We start from the raw sequence: 15,584 nt of genomic DNA on the forward strand, positions 1-15,584 counted from the left end.
ACCATTGTTGTTGTTCGAGGCTGAGAAGATCAAATATATAGGTGAGTTTATTGCGAATAATTCTAGAAATATAATAAATAATGACAATGTAAATTTTCTGAAAATATAACAAATGGTCAAATTTTTACTTTTCCATAATTAAGTTGGCGTCTTCTCGTGACCAAGGGTGAATTTAAGGTCATTTTGTAACTGGAAACGTAATAGCTGACAAAGGTCACTTTCCAGGAGTAAATCAATGCAGCGTCTAACTGGTTTGGTGAAGTTGAATTATTTTGCGCTCGTAATATTGCTAATGGCAAACATTCTGACGGGTGTGGCAAACGCGTCTGAGGACCAGTGTTCTATTACTCTGCCGTCTAGCCTTGTACTGAAAGACAGCAGTTTTACTCCGGTCAATATGTCGTTTACGCCGGTTCTCCGATTAGGTCGCGAATATCTTGGGACACTTTTGCGTTATGATGCTGATGCGAATTTGGTCCCATCATTGGCGAAGTCGTGGGCAATCGCCCCTGACAACCGGTCGATAACGTTTCAGCTTGATCGCACATGTCACTGGTCGGATGGCGCTCCGATTACAGCCAATCAGTTTAAGGCAGGATTTGAAACCCTTTTCGACCCAAGCACCTCATTCACAGCAAATGGTGGCTTTGCTCCGCTGTCGGAACTCATAAAAGGCGCGAATGCGGTCCGAAACAAGCAGGTAAGCCCGAAAATGATTGGTTTAAGGGCTTTGGATGAAGCGACGTTTGTGGTGGAGACGGAAGGGCCCGCTGACCTTTTCCTTCAAGCCCTGACTTCTCACAATTACACCCCTTTGCCGACACACTGGATCAATGCAGGGAAAATGAAATGGTCTGCTCCGGAGATCTGGCAAGTCGCAAGCGGGCCTTATGTTGTCCAAAAAGTTGACCCCAAGATGGTGGTCATGGGACGAAATCCTCACTTTTGTAAAGGTCAGGAAAAGCCACTCAAAGCTGTTCGCTATCTTCTTGATAGCCCGCGTCAGGCAACAATTGGAATGTTTCTGAACGGCGCAATCGATGGTGTGGACCGTTTCTCTCAGCGGATAGTGGCTCCGCTTTTGAAAAATGTTGATCAAATCCGCAAGTTCAAATTCACGGCCCCCGGAGGGTCACCGGATCGGGTTTATACCTATCTCTTTGTGAATTAGACTGTTCCTGAGCTGCAAGACCCTCGCATAAAGCAGGCAATTTCTCTTCTGATCGAGTATCAGTTTCTAGCCAGCGGTCCGATCATGGGAACCGAAACCCACATTCTCGATGGCTTTCTGTTGCCTGTTGAGGGGTATCGCAGTCCGGCACTCGAGTATCGTGCGACTTCCTATTCTGAGCGCGTGAAGAAAGCGCGAGTGCTGATGGAAGAAGCCGGATATAGCGAGAATAATCGACTGCAGTTAGATCTCCCATTACGTGAAAATCATGAGTTTTTCTCTTTGGGTCAGGCAATCGCCGGGATGCTCTCAAAGGGGCATTTCGATGTGCAGGCTCGCTTGGCCGGGGATGGGGAGGAGTACTACCGAAATCTGGATACACGCAACTTTGGAGTTGGGCTCTTCCTTTGGGGGACCATTTTACCCGACCCATCCATCGTGCTCAGAGGGGTGATTGATAAACGCATTACGTCACAGGATGTGCATGATGGTTATCACGACCTCTACAATCAATCTTTGCAGCAAGACACGCGAGACGATCGCTTTGCTCGCCTTTTAGAGCTTGAAAAGAAGCTTCAGGCAAACGGGCACATCATTCCGCTAACAGCTGTAACACGCACCTTCATTCTGGGAGAGGAGTACAAACTTACTGGTGGAGTGTTCCTTCAGGCTGCCAATCTTGAACCTGCAGATACAAAGGCGTGTGCTCCTTAATATGCCCAAAAAGCCGTCCCTCAGAAGGCAGATCGTTGCCAGTATTGCTTTCCAGACTGCGTTTTTGTTGACGCTGGTACTGATGATGACGGTCTATTTTGCGTCTTGGGCAACCCGCCAGGAAGTGGATGCAAACCGTGAAGTGGCGATTGAAGCGCTGAGTACCTTTGCCAAGTCACAGCTTTATTACTTCGATTACGATGCCTTGCGCGGCAGTATCGCTTCTGCGGTTCAGTCCAGTATGTTTGACGGGATCAAACTGACGGATCGCTATGATGTTCTACTCATCGAGGAAATGAAGCCAGGTGCAAATACGAAAGGAGATCCAGATCATTCAATCGCCATTTACCATGGGGATGAAACGCTCCTGGGGACGCTCAATTTCTGGAATGCACCGGTTGATTTTCATCTTGGATCCATATCCAGCATCTGGCTGTTAAACCTTCTCATCGTTTCACTGGTGTTTCTCATCAGTGTGATGCGGAGCCGACGCAAAATTGAAGACGTCATTATGGCTCCGATCAACAAATTCCTGTTTTCGATGAAGCATGAGCCGTCTGCGATTGTAGCGGACAGTTTTGAAAGTGAAGAATTTTCCGTCCTTGCCAATGGTTTCCACGAGCTTCACGTTGCACTGGAAAATGCAGCGTCGCGAGACAGCTTGACGGGTCTGCTCAATCGACGTGAATTGGATCTGGCGCTGGTTCGCGAAATTGCAATTGCCGAAAGGGAGCAGCAGAAGCTCTCTCTGCTCTTCATGGATGCTGACAAATTCAAGCTGATTAATGATACTTTTGGGCACAATATCGGTGATGAGTTTTTGCGTAATGTTACCAAACGCATTCGGGCGCTGGAGAGTGCTGACGTTTCGATCTTCAGATTTGGAGGCGATGAATTCGTTTTGCTCGTCAGGAACTGCGGCAAGCTTTGCGCTATTACTTTCGCTGAGCGCATCCACAACCTTTTTGCTCGACCCGTTTCCGTTTTAAATACACAACATGAAACAACCTTTTCGATCGGAACTGTTACCTATCCTGATGATGCCAAGACCGCGAGCTTACTGTTGGCACGGGCTGATATGGCGGTTTACGATGCCAAGCGTTCCGGGCGCCGTCGGACTATTGCCTATGATGTGGAGTTTGATCTCGCTTACTTGAAGGAAGCGCTTTTTGAACGTTCATTACGCAAGGCGTTGAAGTCGAAAAGCATATTTTTTCATAAACAACCAATCGCTCGTGTTTCCGATCTAAGCTTGTGGGCGCGAGAGGCGCTAATTCGTATCCCCTGTCTCGAAGACGGTAAGTTTGTCCCGCCGGATCAAGCGATCAACATTGCAAGCCAGTCCGGGTATCTCGGCGACTTGACTGACCTGACCTTGGCAATGGCACGTGGTCATGAAGCAGCGAAAGATGTGCCTGAATGTCTGTGTATCAATTTCTCTGCTGAACAACTCATCGATGCGTCTACATTCAAGAAGTTCTCCGATCTTGCCTCAGTCTTAAATGAGCGGGTCCGGCAAATTGTTCTCGAAGTGACAGAGGACCGTTTGATTGAGAAGCCGGAATTGATTGACCTGCTTCATGACCTGTCAAAACTCGGATACAGAATTTCTCTTGATGATTTTGGAACTGCATATTCGGCGCTTGCTTGCGTTCGGCTCTTGCCGCTTGAGATCATTAAAATCGACAAGTCGCTCTTATGGGGCGCTATGGAGGATGAGCGAGATCAACGCTTGTTCGAAGCGGCTATCAGCATCGCCAGAACGTTCGATTGTAAGGTGGTTGTAGAAGGTGTGGAGACACCAAAGCAACTGGAATACATCACAAAACTGGGTGTTGAGTTTGCGCAGGGCTATTACATTGACGACTTGTTGGCTCGGCCGACCGACACGGAAACAAAAACGCTTCCAAAACTCGCAGCTGGTGGACAGCTTTGATGGGAGCCGTTGGCTGCCCAGAATTTTATATTTGAAAACTTAGTCAAAAAATTTCAATCTGAATACCTATTCAGATTGGGTTACGTACATGTCATCGGCAAAAGTCGTCGTTGTTGGGGCCGGGATTGTCGGTGTATCTGCAGCTATCTGGTTAAGGCGCTCAGGGTTTGAGGTTACCTTGCTCGACAGAGGAGCTCCCGGAGAAGGAGCTTCTTATGGCAATGGCTGCATTCTGGCGAGTTGTTCAATCATTCCGGTCACTGGGCTGGGTCTTATACCCAATGCTCCAAAATACCTTCTTGATCCGGATTTTCCGCTTTTTTTGCGGTGGTCTTATCTGCCAAAGTTGATGCCCTGGCTTACTCGGTATTTGGCCCATGCCAATGCCGAAGATACGGCGCGTATCTCAAAAGGGTTGGTTCCAATTGTTGGTGACAGTCTGGAGCAACATCAGGCGCTGTCACGGGGGACCAGAGCAGAAAAATGGGTGCGCCCCAGCAAATACAGCTTCGTTTACAAAGACCGCGCTGCTTTTGAAAAAGACAGTTTTGCTTGGGATTTGCGCCGCGAGGCGGGTTTTAGTCCAGAGATCATTGAAGGACATGCTGTTCAAGATGCAGAGCCTATTCTGGCAAAGGACATGCAGTTCTTGGCGCGCCTCGACAATCATGGGTTCATCTTGAACCCCGGTGATTATGTCAAATCGCTTGTCACAGTTTTGGAAGACGAAGGTGGTGCCTTTGTTCAAGCTTTAGTGAAGGACTTTGATTTATCCGGCGGAGAGATTACCGCTGTCGAGACAGATCAGGGACGGTTTGAGTGCGCACGCGCGGTTCTGGCGGCGGGTGTCTGGTCTAAACAGTTGACTGACAAGCTTGGCCTCAACATTCCTCTCGAAGCAGAACGCGGCTATCACATTATCTTCAAATCGCCGAGTGAAACTCCGAACAATCCAATGATGCTGACAGCGGGCAAGTTCGTTGCAACTGCAATGGATCAAGGGCTTCGCTGTGCGGGTGTTGTGGAATTTGGAGGCTTGAGTGAGAAAAAGTCTCCTGCACCTTTGGCGCTGTTGCGCAAGAAGGTGAAATCGGTCTTTCCTAGTCTCGAAGCGGACAGTGAGGAGGAATGGCTCGGGTTTCGGCCTGCGCCAACGGACAGCTTGCCGCTGATTGGAGAGATTGGTTCATCCGGCGTCTACACCGCATTTGGCCACCATCATATTGGCCTGACAGGAGGGCCGAAGAGCGGACGCATGGTTGCTGATTTGATCGCAGATAGGCCGTCCAATCATGACATGAGTGTTTATGAACCCAAGCGGTTCATGTGAGGAGCGTGACGCTCCAAAGAAACAAAAAGTGGAGGAACTGAGTATGAAAACTGTCTACGCAAAACTGGGATTGGCTTTGGCCTGCACCGCTATGTTGTCGGGCGCTGCAATGGCTGAAAAATGGGATATGCCAATGGCATACTCGGCCACCAATTTCCATTCGGAAATGGGTGTGGTTTTTGCTGACAAGGTGCGTGAGTACACAAACGGAGATATTGATATCACCGTTCACCCGGGTGGTTCTCTGTTCAAGGGTGGTGAGATCAAGCGCGCGATCCAAACCGGTCAGGCCCCCATTGGCGAACGCTTTATGTCCGCGCACGCAAATGAAGCGCCGCTGCTTGGGTGGGATAATCTACCCTTTGTTGCCACGTCGTATGAAGCGAATGAAAAGCTCTGGCAAGCCGCCAAGGGTAAGGTCAATGACCAGCTGGCGGGCCTCAACCTCGTTACGCTTTATACTTGCCCATGGCCGGGGCAGGGTTTTTATTTCAACAAGCCGGTTGCGTCGTCCAAGGACACACAAGGCGTCAAGTTCCGCTCCTACAACACGGCAACAGCAACCTTTGCTGAAGCGCTGGGCATGATCCCGGTTCAAGTGGAAGCTGCCGAGTTGAGTCAGGCTTTGGCAACCGGTGTCGCGGAATCCTTCATCTCCTCAGGTTCCACTGGTTACGACCGGAAGGTCTGGGAGCACCTGACGCATTATTACAAGGTCAATGCGTGGCTGCCGCGCAACTATGTGATGGTGAACAAAGGGGTTTGGGAAGGCCTCGATGCTGGCACCCAAGCTGCGATCCAAAAGGCCGCGGACGAGACAGGCTCTGCTTGCGCCAAAAAGTCGGAAGAACTTGCCAACTGGTACTTCGAGCAACTCGCGTCTAACGGCATGAGTGTTGAAGACGCGTCCGATGAGTTCCGCGGTGAGCTGGAAACCATCGGAGCGAAGATGACTGCTGACTGGCTGGAAGACACCGGCGCAGACGGTCAGGCCATTCTGGATGCATATAAGGCCAACTAGTCTTCCCTGACCACTGACCCCGTCGATCTTCGACGGGGTCTTTTGACTTTCAAAAACTGGATGTGTGATTGATGAGAGACTGGCAACCGTTTCTTGGGCTGCCACTTTGGGTTTGGCTCTTTGTATTTCCAGCGGCGCTCGCCGTTTTTTGCCTTGTAAATCCGCAATTGGCCGGGAAGCTGTTGCGCCCCGTTTGGCGGGTACTTGACCGTGTCTATGTTGGTGCGGGAGTGATCGCTGCGGGCTTCATGGTCATGATCCTGCTCTTGATCGTGGGTCAGATGATCGCGCGTTGGTCGGCACTGACATTCCCCGGATCAACCGAGTATGCAGGCTATGCCATGGCGGCAACGTCCTTCTTCGCGCTTGCCTACACATTGACCCGTGGCGGGCATATTCGTGTGTCCATTTTCCTCAATCTCAATGCGCATACGCGGCTTTGGCTTGATGCCGTCGCCATGTTGCTGGCGGCCTGGATTGCCACCTATTTCGCCCGTTATGCAATCAAGACCAACATCCTTTCAGAGATGTTGAATGATCGTACGCAGGGACAAGATTATGTGCCGGAATGGCTGTTGACGTTCTTTACCATGTTTGCGAACTCGCCCGCCAAATGGGGAGAGATGTGGGCAAAGACCGGCAGTGAATGGGTCTTTACGCCGGTTTGGGTGCCTCAGCTTCCCATGTCGATTGGCACCGTGCTTCTGGCCATCGCCATTTGGGATTATCTTTATCGGCTGCTTGTTGATCGCAAGAGCCACATTGGCGGCGAGGTTGTGGAATGACCGAGATTTACGCAACACTCGTTTTTGTCTTTGTGCTGTTCGCTCTTTTGGGCGGATCGGTCTGGATTGGTCTGGCGCTGATGGGTGTCGCATGGGTGGGGATGGAGCTGTTCACCAGCCGTCCGGCAGGTGATGCCATGATTACCACCATCTGGACGGGGGCATCCAGCTGGACGCTCACAGCGCTGCCGCTGTTCATCTGGATGGGTGAGATCCTGTACCGAACGCGATTATCTGAAGACATGTTTCGAGGTCTGGCGCCGTGGATGCGATTCCTTCCTGGAGGGCTGCTTCATACAAATATCGCTGGCTGTACAATATTCGCGGCTGTTTCAGGGTCTTCAGCTGCGACCTTGAACATGGTGGGCAAGATGTCGATTCCGGAACTGCGATCGCGCGGATATCCGGAATTCATGATTATTGGAACGCTGGCGGGGGCTGCAACCCTCGGACTGATGATCCCGCCGTCGCTGACCCTGATTGTTTATGGTGTGACGGTGAATGAATCGATCACCAAACTGTTCATGGCTGGAATCTTTCCGGGGCTCGTCTTGTCCGGCTTGTTCATGACCTACATCATCGCTTGGCATTTCTTCGGTAAAGGTCAGAAGCCTGACCCTGAGCCGTCCATGTCCTTTGGAACCATGCTCAAGGAAAGTCGGTTTCTGGCGCCTGTGCTGGGGCTCGTGTTTGTCGTGATCGGGTCCATGTATATGGGCTACGCCACTGCAACAGAAGCTGCAGCCGTCGGGGTCATCGGGGCGCTGTGTTTGTCCGTCTTCCAAGGGTCTCTCAACTGGAAAACCTTCAGTGAGAGCCTCATGGGTGCAACGCGCACATCGGCCATGATTGCGTTGATCTTGATGGGGGCTGCCTTCCTCTCCTTGTCCATGGGGTTCACCGGTTTGCCGCGGGCTTTGGCGGAGCTGATTGAAGGGTTCAATTTGTCCCCAATCGCTCTGATCGCCGTTTTGACCGTGTTTTACCTGATCCTTGGCATGTTCATGGATGGACTGTCTTCGGTTGTTCTCACGATGGCGATTGTCGAGCCTATGATCCGTGCCGCCGGCATTGATGTGATCTGGTTCGGTATCTTCCTGGTTGTTGTCATTGAAACAGCGCAGGTGACACCACCGATCGGGTTCAACCTGTTCGTTTTGCAAGGCATGACGCGGCACGAGATTTCCTACATCGCCAAGACAGCCATTCCGATGGTTGGGTTGATGCTGTTGATGGTGGTGATCCTTGTGATTTGGCCAGAACTCGCAACCTGGCTTCCGGAGAACATCCGCACAGGACCCGGAGGTTAGGCCGGGTGAGGCTTGAATGAGAGCTTCCTCAAACCGAGCTGATAAAGCGAAGCTGGGTATCCTGATGCTGGATACCCAGTTTCCGCGCATTCTGGGGGATGTTGGGAACCCAGATACTTGGCCGTTTCCGGTCACCTACAAGATCGTTCACGGGGCAAGTCCTGATCGTGCGATCAAACAAGATCCGCGCAAGCTTATTGAGCCCTTTATTGAAGCGGGACAGGAACTCGTTGAGGCCGGGTGCAAGGGGATTGCAACCACCTGCGGGTTCTTGACCCTTTTGCAGGATGATCTTGCCCGTGCACTGGCCGTTCCGGTTGCCACATCTGCGCTTCAACAAATCCTGATGATCCAGGCGATACTGCCGCCTGACAAGCGGGTCGGTGTTATCACCATCTCAAAAGCGTCTCTGACACCTGCCCACTTTCAAGCGGTTGGGGTGGCCGCTCCGGAGGCAGTCCCGGTTGTTGGAACTGAAGGGGGGCGAGAATTCAGCGCTGCCATTCTGGAAAACCGCGACACACTTGATGTTGATGCGTCTCGACTGGACCTGCTGGATGCGGCCAGTAAGCTGGTCACCCGGTATCCTGATGTTGGGGCAATCTTACTGGAATGTACCAACATGCCCCCCTATGCGAACGACATTCGAAACGCCACAGGATTGCCCGTTTATTCCATCTACACGCATCTTTGCTGGTTTCACGCGGGATTATAAACAAAGCGCCTAAAAACCTAATCTGATTTACACAGGTAATTATCAATGGTAATTACCTGTGTGGCGATGGATATAAATGGCTGATGAGCGAAAGTTACACACTCCATAATCGGATCGGTTTCAAGGTGACGCGGTTGGCGCGGATTATGGAAACGCGGTTGGAAAAGCAACTCGCGGTTCATGACATTACTCGGTTGCAGTGGTGTGTCTTGCGCGGTGTTGGCCTTGAGAATGTGTCCTCTCCCTCGAAACTGGCAGACTATATTTGCGTGGCGCGCCCCGTTGTATCGCGCCTGTTGAAGTCCATGGAGGAGCAGGGGCTTATCAAGCGGGTCGATATCGATGACGACAAACGGTTTACCGACATCGCGCTTACGGAGCTTGGGAGCGAAAAACTACGGATTTGCCACGCTCTTGTGCAGGAGCTGAACCAGCATTTTTCAGGCAAGTTGGATGGCGAAACTTATGATCGGCTCATGGCTGCCATTGATCAGCTGACGGAGGGCGAAGACGTTCGGCTGACGAGATTGTAATGCAGATTGAATGGCGTCATTTGCTTGGTGCTGCCAATAAGAACCAAGAGCAGCCCACCCAAGGCGCTGCCGGGGGAGGAAATTTGTGAGGCTTTTTTCGGACCGACACCGACCCGTGCATCTTGGTCCGTTTCCATTAGAGCGACTTGCGAGACGTGATGTCGGCACAGAGTTGCCAGACGTTCCGGCCTTCACTCCCTTGACTTTTTCCCGGCCCGACAAGCCGGAGAGCATCCTCAACGCCATGACAGAAGCGCAGGCGATGCTGGATGCAGTTCGCGACGGCATCGTCAATGGCAACAGAGCGGAGATTCCGGGCTGTCTTAACGAGCGGCAAAATCATTTGAAGGCGTTCGGATTTTTTCAAGATGCCTCGATGATGGCGACCTGTGATGTCCCTGCCTCTGCCCTTCTGCGCAGTTCAGTCCGAAACCCGGACCTTGAACGTCTCGCCGATAAACTGCGCACCGAACAATGCAAATCCCTGGCCTCGGGGATTGATGCGATTATGGCTGATCTTCGAGATGCCGTGAACGCACCGCCCAAAACGGTCTCTCATCATCAACATGCGCTTGTCGTCATGATGCAAACGCCGCGCCCGGTGCGAGCTGACGAACCGGGATTTGAATGGCTCAACGGGGCGGAAGTCCATCGGTCGGCACTTCGCGCTATGGAAGTGGCAGTTGTTCTTGCTCAGTACATCCGCCTTCTTGGCTATGAAGCTTGTGCGCATAGCGCCTCGACATCCGATGTTGATCTCAATGTTCTGGCGGTGAAATCGGGTCTGGCAACAGTGGAGCAGGGTAAGGTCTCAAATCCATATCTTGGGACACGGTTTGCCCTAGCTGTTGTCACAACGGATTTGCCCATTGCGCATGACTTGCCGCTTAAGCAGATGGCGGAACAGCCAAAGAGCAGAACCCATGGCATTACCTGGAAGTTGGGATATCAGACTGCGAAGAGCGCAGGAAACCTCGATCCATATGCCAATCGAAGATACGTTGATGGCGCATATCCGTTTGAAACGCTCAAAAGGGTTGAAACGCCAACGACCTATATTGATGAAGACCGGGTTCCGAGGGTGCCAAAGCGTACGGACATGTTTGCGCGCGCCTTGTTCGGTGATCTTGGCAAGAAGGTGCAAACGGCTTCCACCGGAGGGCAATATGTCCGAAAGTCGGCGCCGTCGATGGCTCAACGTCGGGCGCTTGGGGCCTTTGTCCTGCTTCAGGACGGAGAGCCACGTCCCGATAAGCAAGAAAGTGATGCCCAGACCAATGCGGCCAATCTCAAGGCCACCTCCTATTTTCTCGGTGCAGATGCAGTAGGTCTGTCCCGGTGTCCGGATTGGACCTGGTATTCTCATGATGCAGGTGGGGTGCCGATAGACCCGCCGCATGATCAAGCGCTCTCAATGGTGATTGACCAGGGATATGAGACCACAGAGGGTACATCTGGGGATGATTGGATAGCCGTTTCCCAGTCAATGCGGGCGTATCTGCGTTTTTCCATTCTTGGCAGTATTGTTGCCCAGCAAATCCGCAATCTTGGATACGAGGCTAAAGCGCACACCGTGATCGACGGTGAGGTGTTGCAGCCGCCGTTGCTGCTCCTGTCCGGTTTGGGGGAAGTGAGCCGGATTGGAGAGGTCATTCTCAATCCGTTTTTGGGGCCGCGGCTCAAATCCGGTGCTGTAACAACCACTATACCGATTGCGCATGACAAGCCGATTTCCTTTGGCCTGCAAAGCTTCTGTGAGGCTTGCAACAAATGCGCGCGCGAATGTCCGTCTGGCGCGATCACTGCCGGGCCGAAAATGATGTTTAACGGCTATGAGATCTGGAAATCAGATAGCCAGAAGTGCACCACCTATCGGATCACCAATATGGGTGGGGCGATGTGTGGTCGTTGCATGAAAACCTGCCCTTGGAACCTTGAAGGAATATTTGCAGAAGCGCCGTTTCGATGGGCTGCAATGAATATACCCAAGGCGGCACCGGTGCTCGCCAAGCTGGATGACATGGTCGGCAATGGCGAGCAGAACCTCGTCAAGAAGTGGTGGTGGGATCTGGAGCTCTCAGAAGATGGTGCCTATCGTCCCACAAAGCACCCCGTTAATGAGCGTCCGCTGCAAAAAGATCTGAACCTGAAATATGAAGACCAGACGCTTGCCGTTTATCCAGCCAATCTGGCGCCACACCCTTGGCCATTTCCTTTCCCGATGGACCGTGAAAAGGGCATTGAGGCTTATCAGGCCTTGGTCACCGCCCGGGAATATAAGGCTAGAATTGCGCGAAACGAAATGGAAGGCCTGTTTCACACCTACAAGATTGATGGGGATGCGCCGGTTATCGCGGTGGAGATCTCCAAGGCTGAGCCCATGGTTGACGGCGTAACCAAGTATGAGTTTTCTGCCATTGATGGCGCATCTCTGCCCGAATGGACTGCCGGGGCGCATATCGACATTGTCGTCGCGCCTGAGTTTTTGCGCCAATATTCATTGTCTGGAAATCCGGCGGAACGTGGATCTTATCAGATCGGGGTCTTGCGTGAGGATAAAGGGCGAGGTGGCTCGCAGCTTTTGCATCGGATTTTCAGCAAGGGTCGCAGGATCTTCATCTCCAAACCCATCAATCATTTTCCGCTGGTCGAAAATGCCCGGCGCAGTTTCCTGATGGGTGGCGGTATTGGTATCACCCCGATGATAGCGATGGCGCATCGGCTTCATGCCATCGGGGCTGAGTTTGAGATGCACTACTCCTGCAGCATGCGCGCAAGGGCCGGTTTTCTGGAGGACCTTGAAACTATGCCATGGGCTGAGCGGGTACATCTTCATTTCAGTGATGAAGGAAGCCGCGCTGATCTGGATCATATCCTCGGGGGCTATCACCCCGGCGATCATGTTTATTGCTGCGGTCCCGTACCGTACATGGATACGGTGATGGCCGCTGCGGAGAGCAATGGTTTTTCTGAAGACGAGCGCCATGTTGAATATTTCAACGTGCCGGATATGCCCGACTATGAGAACCACCCCTTCATCTTGAAACTCGCTAAAAGTGGGCTGGAGTTAGAGGTGCCTACCTCAGAAACAGCAACCGACGTTCTTGCGGCGAATGGTATCCAGATCAATGTCAAATGCGCAGACGGGATTTGCGGGGTTTGTAAATGCGGGCTTGTCTCTGGCGACGTCGAGCATCGCGATTTTGTTTTGTCAAAAAAACAACGCGAAACAGCCGTAATCCTATGCCAGTCGCGAGCAGCGGAGAAGAACGGTGTTATTGAGGTCGATCTTTAAGCCTCAAGAGCGTTTGGCCGTTTACGCCATCAACCGCTCTTCCATTGTCCCTGCAATGTTGAGGCGCTGATTGTGCGGTGTAACCCCGAAACGGGACTGATACAGGCGGATGAAATGCGATGCGGAATCATATCCGCAGGCATGGGCTATTTCCGTGATTGACTTTTCGGTCTGCAAGAGCAGATTGCGCGCACGGGCCAGCTTCTGGTCGATCACATATTTTTTGGGTGACACCTTTAGGTGTTTTTGAAACAGGCGCTCCAGCTGCCGCGTTGAAATGCCGATACGGCGGGCAATCTCCGATGTTGGCAGGTAATTGGGAGCGCTTTCTTTCATTAATCGAATGGCTTCTGCAATATGCGGGTTGCGAATGCCATAACGTGCTTGAACGGATATCTGTTGCTGGACATTGCCCGACCGCACGCCGTTGTAAACCAGTTGATCTGCAACGGCGACTGCCAGATCTTCACCATGCGACTGACCTATCAAATGCAAGATCAAGTCCGTTGTAGCTGTGCCGCCTGATGCGGTGACGAATGCTTCGTCGGCAACGAAGATGTTTCGGCACAATGTGACGTTTGGAAACGTCTCCTCAAAACTGTCATGAAATGCCCAGTGAACGGCGGCCCGCCGACCGTCCAATAGTCCTGCCTTGGCGAGAACATAAGCACCAGAGCACAGTGCTCCGATCCGGTTGCCGCGCGTGCGCTCGCGCCTAATGAAGGCGAGAACGTCCGGTGTGGCCCGTTCGCCCGCGTTTTGGCCGGACACAAGAAAGAGCCTGCTGCGTGGCGGCAGTGGATCAAGGCCTTGATCCACAAGTGTCACGGTTCGGTTAGAGCAGACGGCGCGCTCCCCGCAAACAGAGGCCAACCGCCAGCGATAGAGTTCCGACCCATGAAGCAGGTTGGCAATTCGCAAGGGTTCAATCGCGCAGGAAAAGGCGATGTGTGAAAAGTCGTCGAGCAACAAAAAGGTCACGTCTTCAGGACTTGTCATGTCGCTTTTTCCCTTCCTGTGTCGCCTCGGACTTTGCAAAATTCCCTATAGGCAGTTTATTGTATTCAGGAAGTATACAAATCCGTCAAATGAAATTTGCGTAGGGGCAGTTGAATGGCAGCGCAGTGCAGATTGCCGGCGAAGGTCATCGCGTATGAGGGCATCAAACGGGATATCCTCGTTTTGAAACGCCCTCCGGGCAGCTCACTAGAAGAAGGTGAACTGTGTGCGGCCTATGATTTGTCGCGCACTCCGCTTCGGGAAGTCCTGCAACAACTCGCCGGGGAAGGATATGTCACGCTGCATCAGAACCGGGGAGCGCGAGTCTCGGATATGTCCCATGTGACAGTTCGGGATTTCTTTCTGGCGGCCCCACTTGTCTACAGCGCAATCATGCGTCTTGCTGCCCGTAACGCCACTACAGAACAGATAGGCGCCTTGAAAGCGGCTCAGGCTGCCTTTCGGCAAGCAGTGGAAAGCGGCGGAACAGCCGACCGGGCGCTGACAAATGATGCCTTCCACAGGATTACCGGCGATATGGCCGGTAATCAGTATCTAACGATCAGTCTGGAGCGTCTTCTCATTGATCATACCCGGATTGCCATGACGTTTTTTGAACCGGCAACTGATGAACAGGCTGGTCGTCATGATCTGGCGTGCCGACAACATGATGCAATGATCGATGCCCTTCAAAATCGGGATGAGGAACGCGCAGCGGCCCTTGCTCTGGCGCATTGGGCGCTGTCACGAGATCAGATTGAGCGCTTTGTAATGCCTGATGGGCTTTCCGGTGATTTGGGTGAGCCTTTGAAGTCGAATTAGGCGTTTTGGTCCGAGACCACCTCAAGTCGCTGCTGTCCTAATCCTTCGATGCCAAGTTTGACGATATCTCCGGCCTTCAGATAGCGGGGCGGGTTTTGTCCCATGCCCACGCCCGGAGGAGTGCCGGTGGAGATAATGTCACCGGGATGTAAGCTCATGAATTGGCTGAGATAGGAAACCAGATGACTCACATTGAAGATCATCGTGGCAGATGATCCTTCTTGTTGGGTTTCGCCATTGACGGTGAGCCACATTTTCAGGTTTTGCGGGTCACCGATTTCATCTTTGGTCACAAGCCAGGGGCCTATTGGTCCAAATGTGTCGCAGGATTTCCCCTTGGTCCATTGTCCGGCGCGCTCGGTTTGGAAGGTGCGCTCGGAGACGTCGTTGGCAATGGCAAAGCCTGCCACGTAATCCATCGCTTCTGCTTCGCTCACATATTTGGCGTGTTTGCCTATGATGATGGCAAGCTCAACTTCCCAGTCGGTTTTCTCGCTGCCTCTTGGCAGGACGATTGGGTCATTGGCACCAGAAATCGCGCTGGTGGCCTTCATGAACACAATTGGTTCTTTGGGAATGTCCCATCCACCTTCAGCGGCGTGGTCCGCAAAATTCAGCCCAATACAAACGAATTTTCCGGTTCCTGCGACGCATGGGCCCAAACGTGAATTTTCTGGTGCCAGAGGGAGAGTGGAGAGGTCGGTGCTTGCCAGCTGTTTCAGACTGGTGGGGTCAAGTGCTGCGCCGGACAGTTCGTCGATGAGGGAAGACAGATCTCGGATTTGCCCATTTTCATCCAAGGCCCCGGGCTTTTCAGCACCTTGATTTCCAAACCGAACCAACTTCATCTTGTTCTCCCGCCGCTTGTTTCTGGTTTTTTTGAACGGTTGAACATGTGCGCTGAATTGTCAAAGACTTCCTTGATGGAATTATCAGTTTAGGGAGGGAAGAAG

At 52.3% G+C, this 15,584-nt stretch carries 11 protein-coding genes and 1 pseudogene; 10 read left to right on the forward strand and 2 right to left on the reverse strand.

From position 1 onward, the window contains the following. Nucleotides 1–397 precede the first annotated feature (397 nt). The 9 genes and pseudogenes from TRICHSKD4_RS32140 to TRICHSKD4_RS02210 all read left to right on the forward strand — a co-directional run bounded on the left by TRICHSKD4_RS32140 (nt 398) and on the right by TRICHSKD4_RS02210 (nt 12,810). Nucleotides 398–1,885 (forward strand): annotated as a pseudogene (locus TRICHSKD4_RS32140) (ABC transporter substrate-binding protein). A gap of 1 nt (nt 1,886) precedes the next feature. Next, complete coding sequence (locus tag TRICHSKD4_RS32095) at nt 1,887–3,821, forward strand: bifunctional diguanylate cyclase/phosphodiesterase (RefSeq protein ID WP_009465750.1); 1,935 nt, start codon at nt 1,887–1,889, stop codon at nt 3,819–3,821. 88 nt (nt 3,822–3,909) lie between these two features. Beyond that, nucleotides 3,910–5,151 carry an FAD-binding oxidoreductase gene (locus tag TRICHSKD4_RS02180; RefSeq protein ID WP_009465751.1) on the forward strand — a complete coding sequence of 414 codons (1,242 nt, stop codon included), beginning with the start codon at nt 3,910–3,912 and terminating at the stop codon, nt 5,149–5,151. A gap of 43 nt (nt 5,152–5,194) precedes the next feature. Then, the gene (locus TRICHSKD4_RS02185) at nt 5,195–6,172 is read left to right on the forward strand and encodes a TRAP transporter substrate-binding protein (protein WP_009465752.1); all 978 of its coding nucleotides are present in this window, start codon (nt 5,195–5,197) and stop codon (nt 6,170–6,172) included. Nucleotides 6,173–6,243: 71 nt separating this feature from the next. Further along, nucleotides 6,244–6,957 carry a TRAP transporter small permease gene (locus tag TRICHSKD4_RS02190; RefSeq protein WP_009465753.1) on the forward strand — a complete coding sequence of 238 codons (714 nt, stop codon included), beginning with the start codon at nt 6,244–6,246 and terminating at the stop codon, nt 6,955–6,957. Next, on the forward strand, nt 6,954–8,267 hold the full coding sequence (locus TRICHSKD4_RS02195; RefSeq protein WP_009465754.1) for a TRAP transporter large permease: 1,314 nt from the start codon (nt 6,954–6,956) through the stop codon (nt 8,265–8,267). The genes TRICHSKD4_RS02190 and TRICHSKD4_RS02195 overlap by 4 nt, the downstream gene beginning before the upstream one ends. A gap of 16 nt (nt 8,268–8,283) precedes the next feature. Continuing rightward, a complete protein-coding gene (locus TRICHSKD4_RS02200) occupies nt 8,284–8,982 on the forward strand; it encodes an aspartate/glutamate racemase family protein (RefSeq protein WP_009465755.1) in 699 nt (232 codons plus the stop codon). Between the two features lie 83 nt (nt 8,983–9,065). Further along, entirely contained in the window at nt 9,066–9,515 is a 450-nt protein-coding gene (locus TRICHSKD4_RS27835) for a MarR family winged helix-turn-helix transcriptional regulator (RefSeq protein WP_009465756.1), read from the forward strand. 85 nt (nt 9,516–9,600) lie between these two features. Then, a complete protein-coding gene (locus tag TRICHSKD4_RS02210) occupies nt 9,601–12,810 on the forward strand; it encodes a 2Fe-2S iron-sulfur cluster-binding protein (RefSeq protein WP_040615979.1) in 3,210 nt (1,069 codons plus the stop codon). Between the two features lie 21 nt (nt 12,811–12,831). On the opposite strand, the gene TRICHSKD4_RS02215 is transcribed toward TRICHSKD4_RS02210, so the two are convergent. Continuing rightward, nucleotides 12,832–13,809 (reverse strand): GlxA family transcriptional regulator, encoded by a 978-nt coding sequence (locus TRICHSKD4_RS02215; protein WP_009465759.1) that lies wholly within the window; start codon nt 13,807–13,809, stop codon nt 12,832–12,834. 114 nt (nt 13,810–13,923) lie between these two features. Here TRICHSKD4_RS02215 and TRICHSKD4_RS02220 point away from each other — a divergent pair, with 114 nt between their 5' ends. Next, nucleotides 13,924–14,631, forward strand: a complete 708-nt coding sequence (locus TRICHSKD4_RS02220) for a GntR family transcriptional regulator (RefSeq protein WP_040615981.1) — start codon at nt 13,924–13,926, stop codon at nt 14,629–14,631. Here TRICHSKD4_RS02220 and TRICHSKD4_RS02225 read toward each other — a convergent pair. Continuing rightward, nucleotides 14,628–15,479 (reverse strand): fumarylacetoacetate hydrolase family protein, encoded by an 852-nt coding sequence (locus tag TRICHSKD4_RS02225; protein ID WP_009465761.1) that lies wholly within the window; start codon nt 15,477–15,479, stop codon nt 14,628–14,630. The genes TRICHSKD4_RS02220 and TRICHSKD4_RS02225 overlap by 4 nt on opposite strands. Nucleotides 15,480–15,584 lie beyond the last annotated feature (105 nt).

It is taken from the genome of Roseibium sp. TrichSKD4 (genome assembly GCF_000148725.1).
Classification (GTDB): domain Bacteria; phylum Pseudomonadota; class Alphaproteobacteria; order Rhizobiales; family Stappiaceae; genus Roseibium.

Excerpts from the sequence above, each read along its gene's own strand:
- TRICHSKD4_RS32095 (WP_009465750.1), top strand. The coding sequence starts at position 1,887 with ATGCCCAAAAAGCCGTCCCTCAGAAGGCAGATCGTTGCCAGTATTGCT.
- TRICHSKD4_RS02180 (WP_009465751.1), top strand. The coding sequence starts at position 3,910 with ATGTCATCGGCAAAAGTCGTCGTTGTTGGGGCCGGGATTGTCGGTGTA.
- TRICHSKD4_RS02185 (WP_009465752.1), top strand. The coding sequence starts at position 5,195 with ATGAAAACTGTCTACGCAAAACTGGGATTGGCTTTGGCCTGCACCGCT.
- TRICHSKD4_RS02190 (WP_009465753.1), top strand. The coding sequence starts at position 6,244 with ATGAGAGACTGGCAACCGTTTCTTGGGCTGCCACTTTGGGTTTGGCTC.
- TRICHSKD4_RS02195 (WP_009465754.1), top strand. The coding sequence starts at position 6,954 with ATGACCGAGATTTACGCAACACTCGTTTTTGTCTTTGTGCTGTTCGCT.
- TRICHSKD4_RS02200 (WP_009465755.1), top strand. The coding sequence starts at position 8,284 with ATGAGAGCTTCCTCAAACCGAGCTGATAAAGCGAAGCTGGGTATCCTG.
- TRICHSKD4_RS27835 (WP_009465756.1), top strand. The coding sequence starts at position 9,066 with ATGAGCGAAAGTTACACACTCCATAATCGGATCGGTTTCAAGGTGACG.
- TRICHSKD4_RS02215 (WP_009465759.1), bottom strand. The coding sequence starts at position 13,809 with ATGACAAGTCCTGAAGACGTGACCTTTTTGTTGCTCGACGACTTTTCA.
- TRICHSKD4_RS02220 (WP_040615981.1), top strand. The coding sequence starts at position 13,924 with ATGGCAGCGCAGTGCAGATTGCCGGCGAAGGTCATCGCGTATGAGGGC.
- TRICHSKD4_RS02225 (WP_009465761.1), bottom strand. The coding sequence starts at position 15,479 with ATGAAGTTGGTTCGGTTTGGAAATCAAGGTGCTGAAAAGCCCGGGGCC.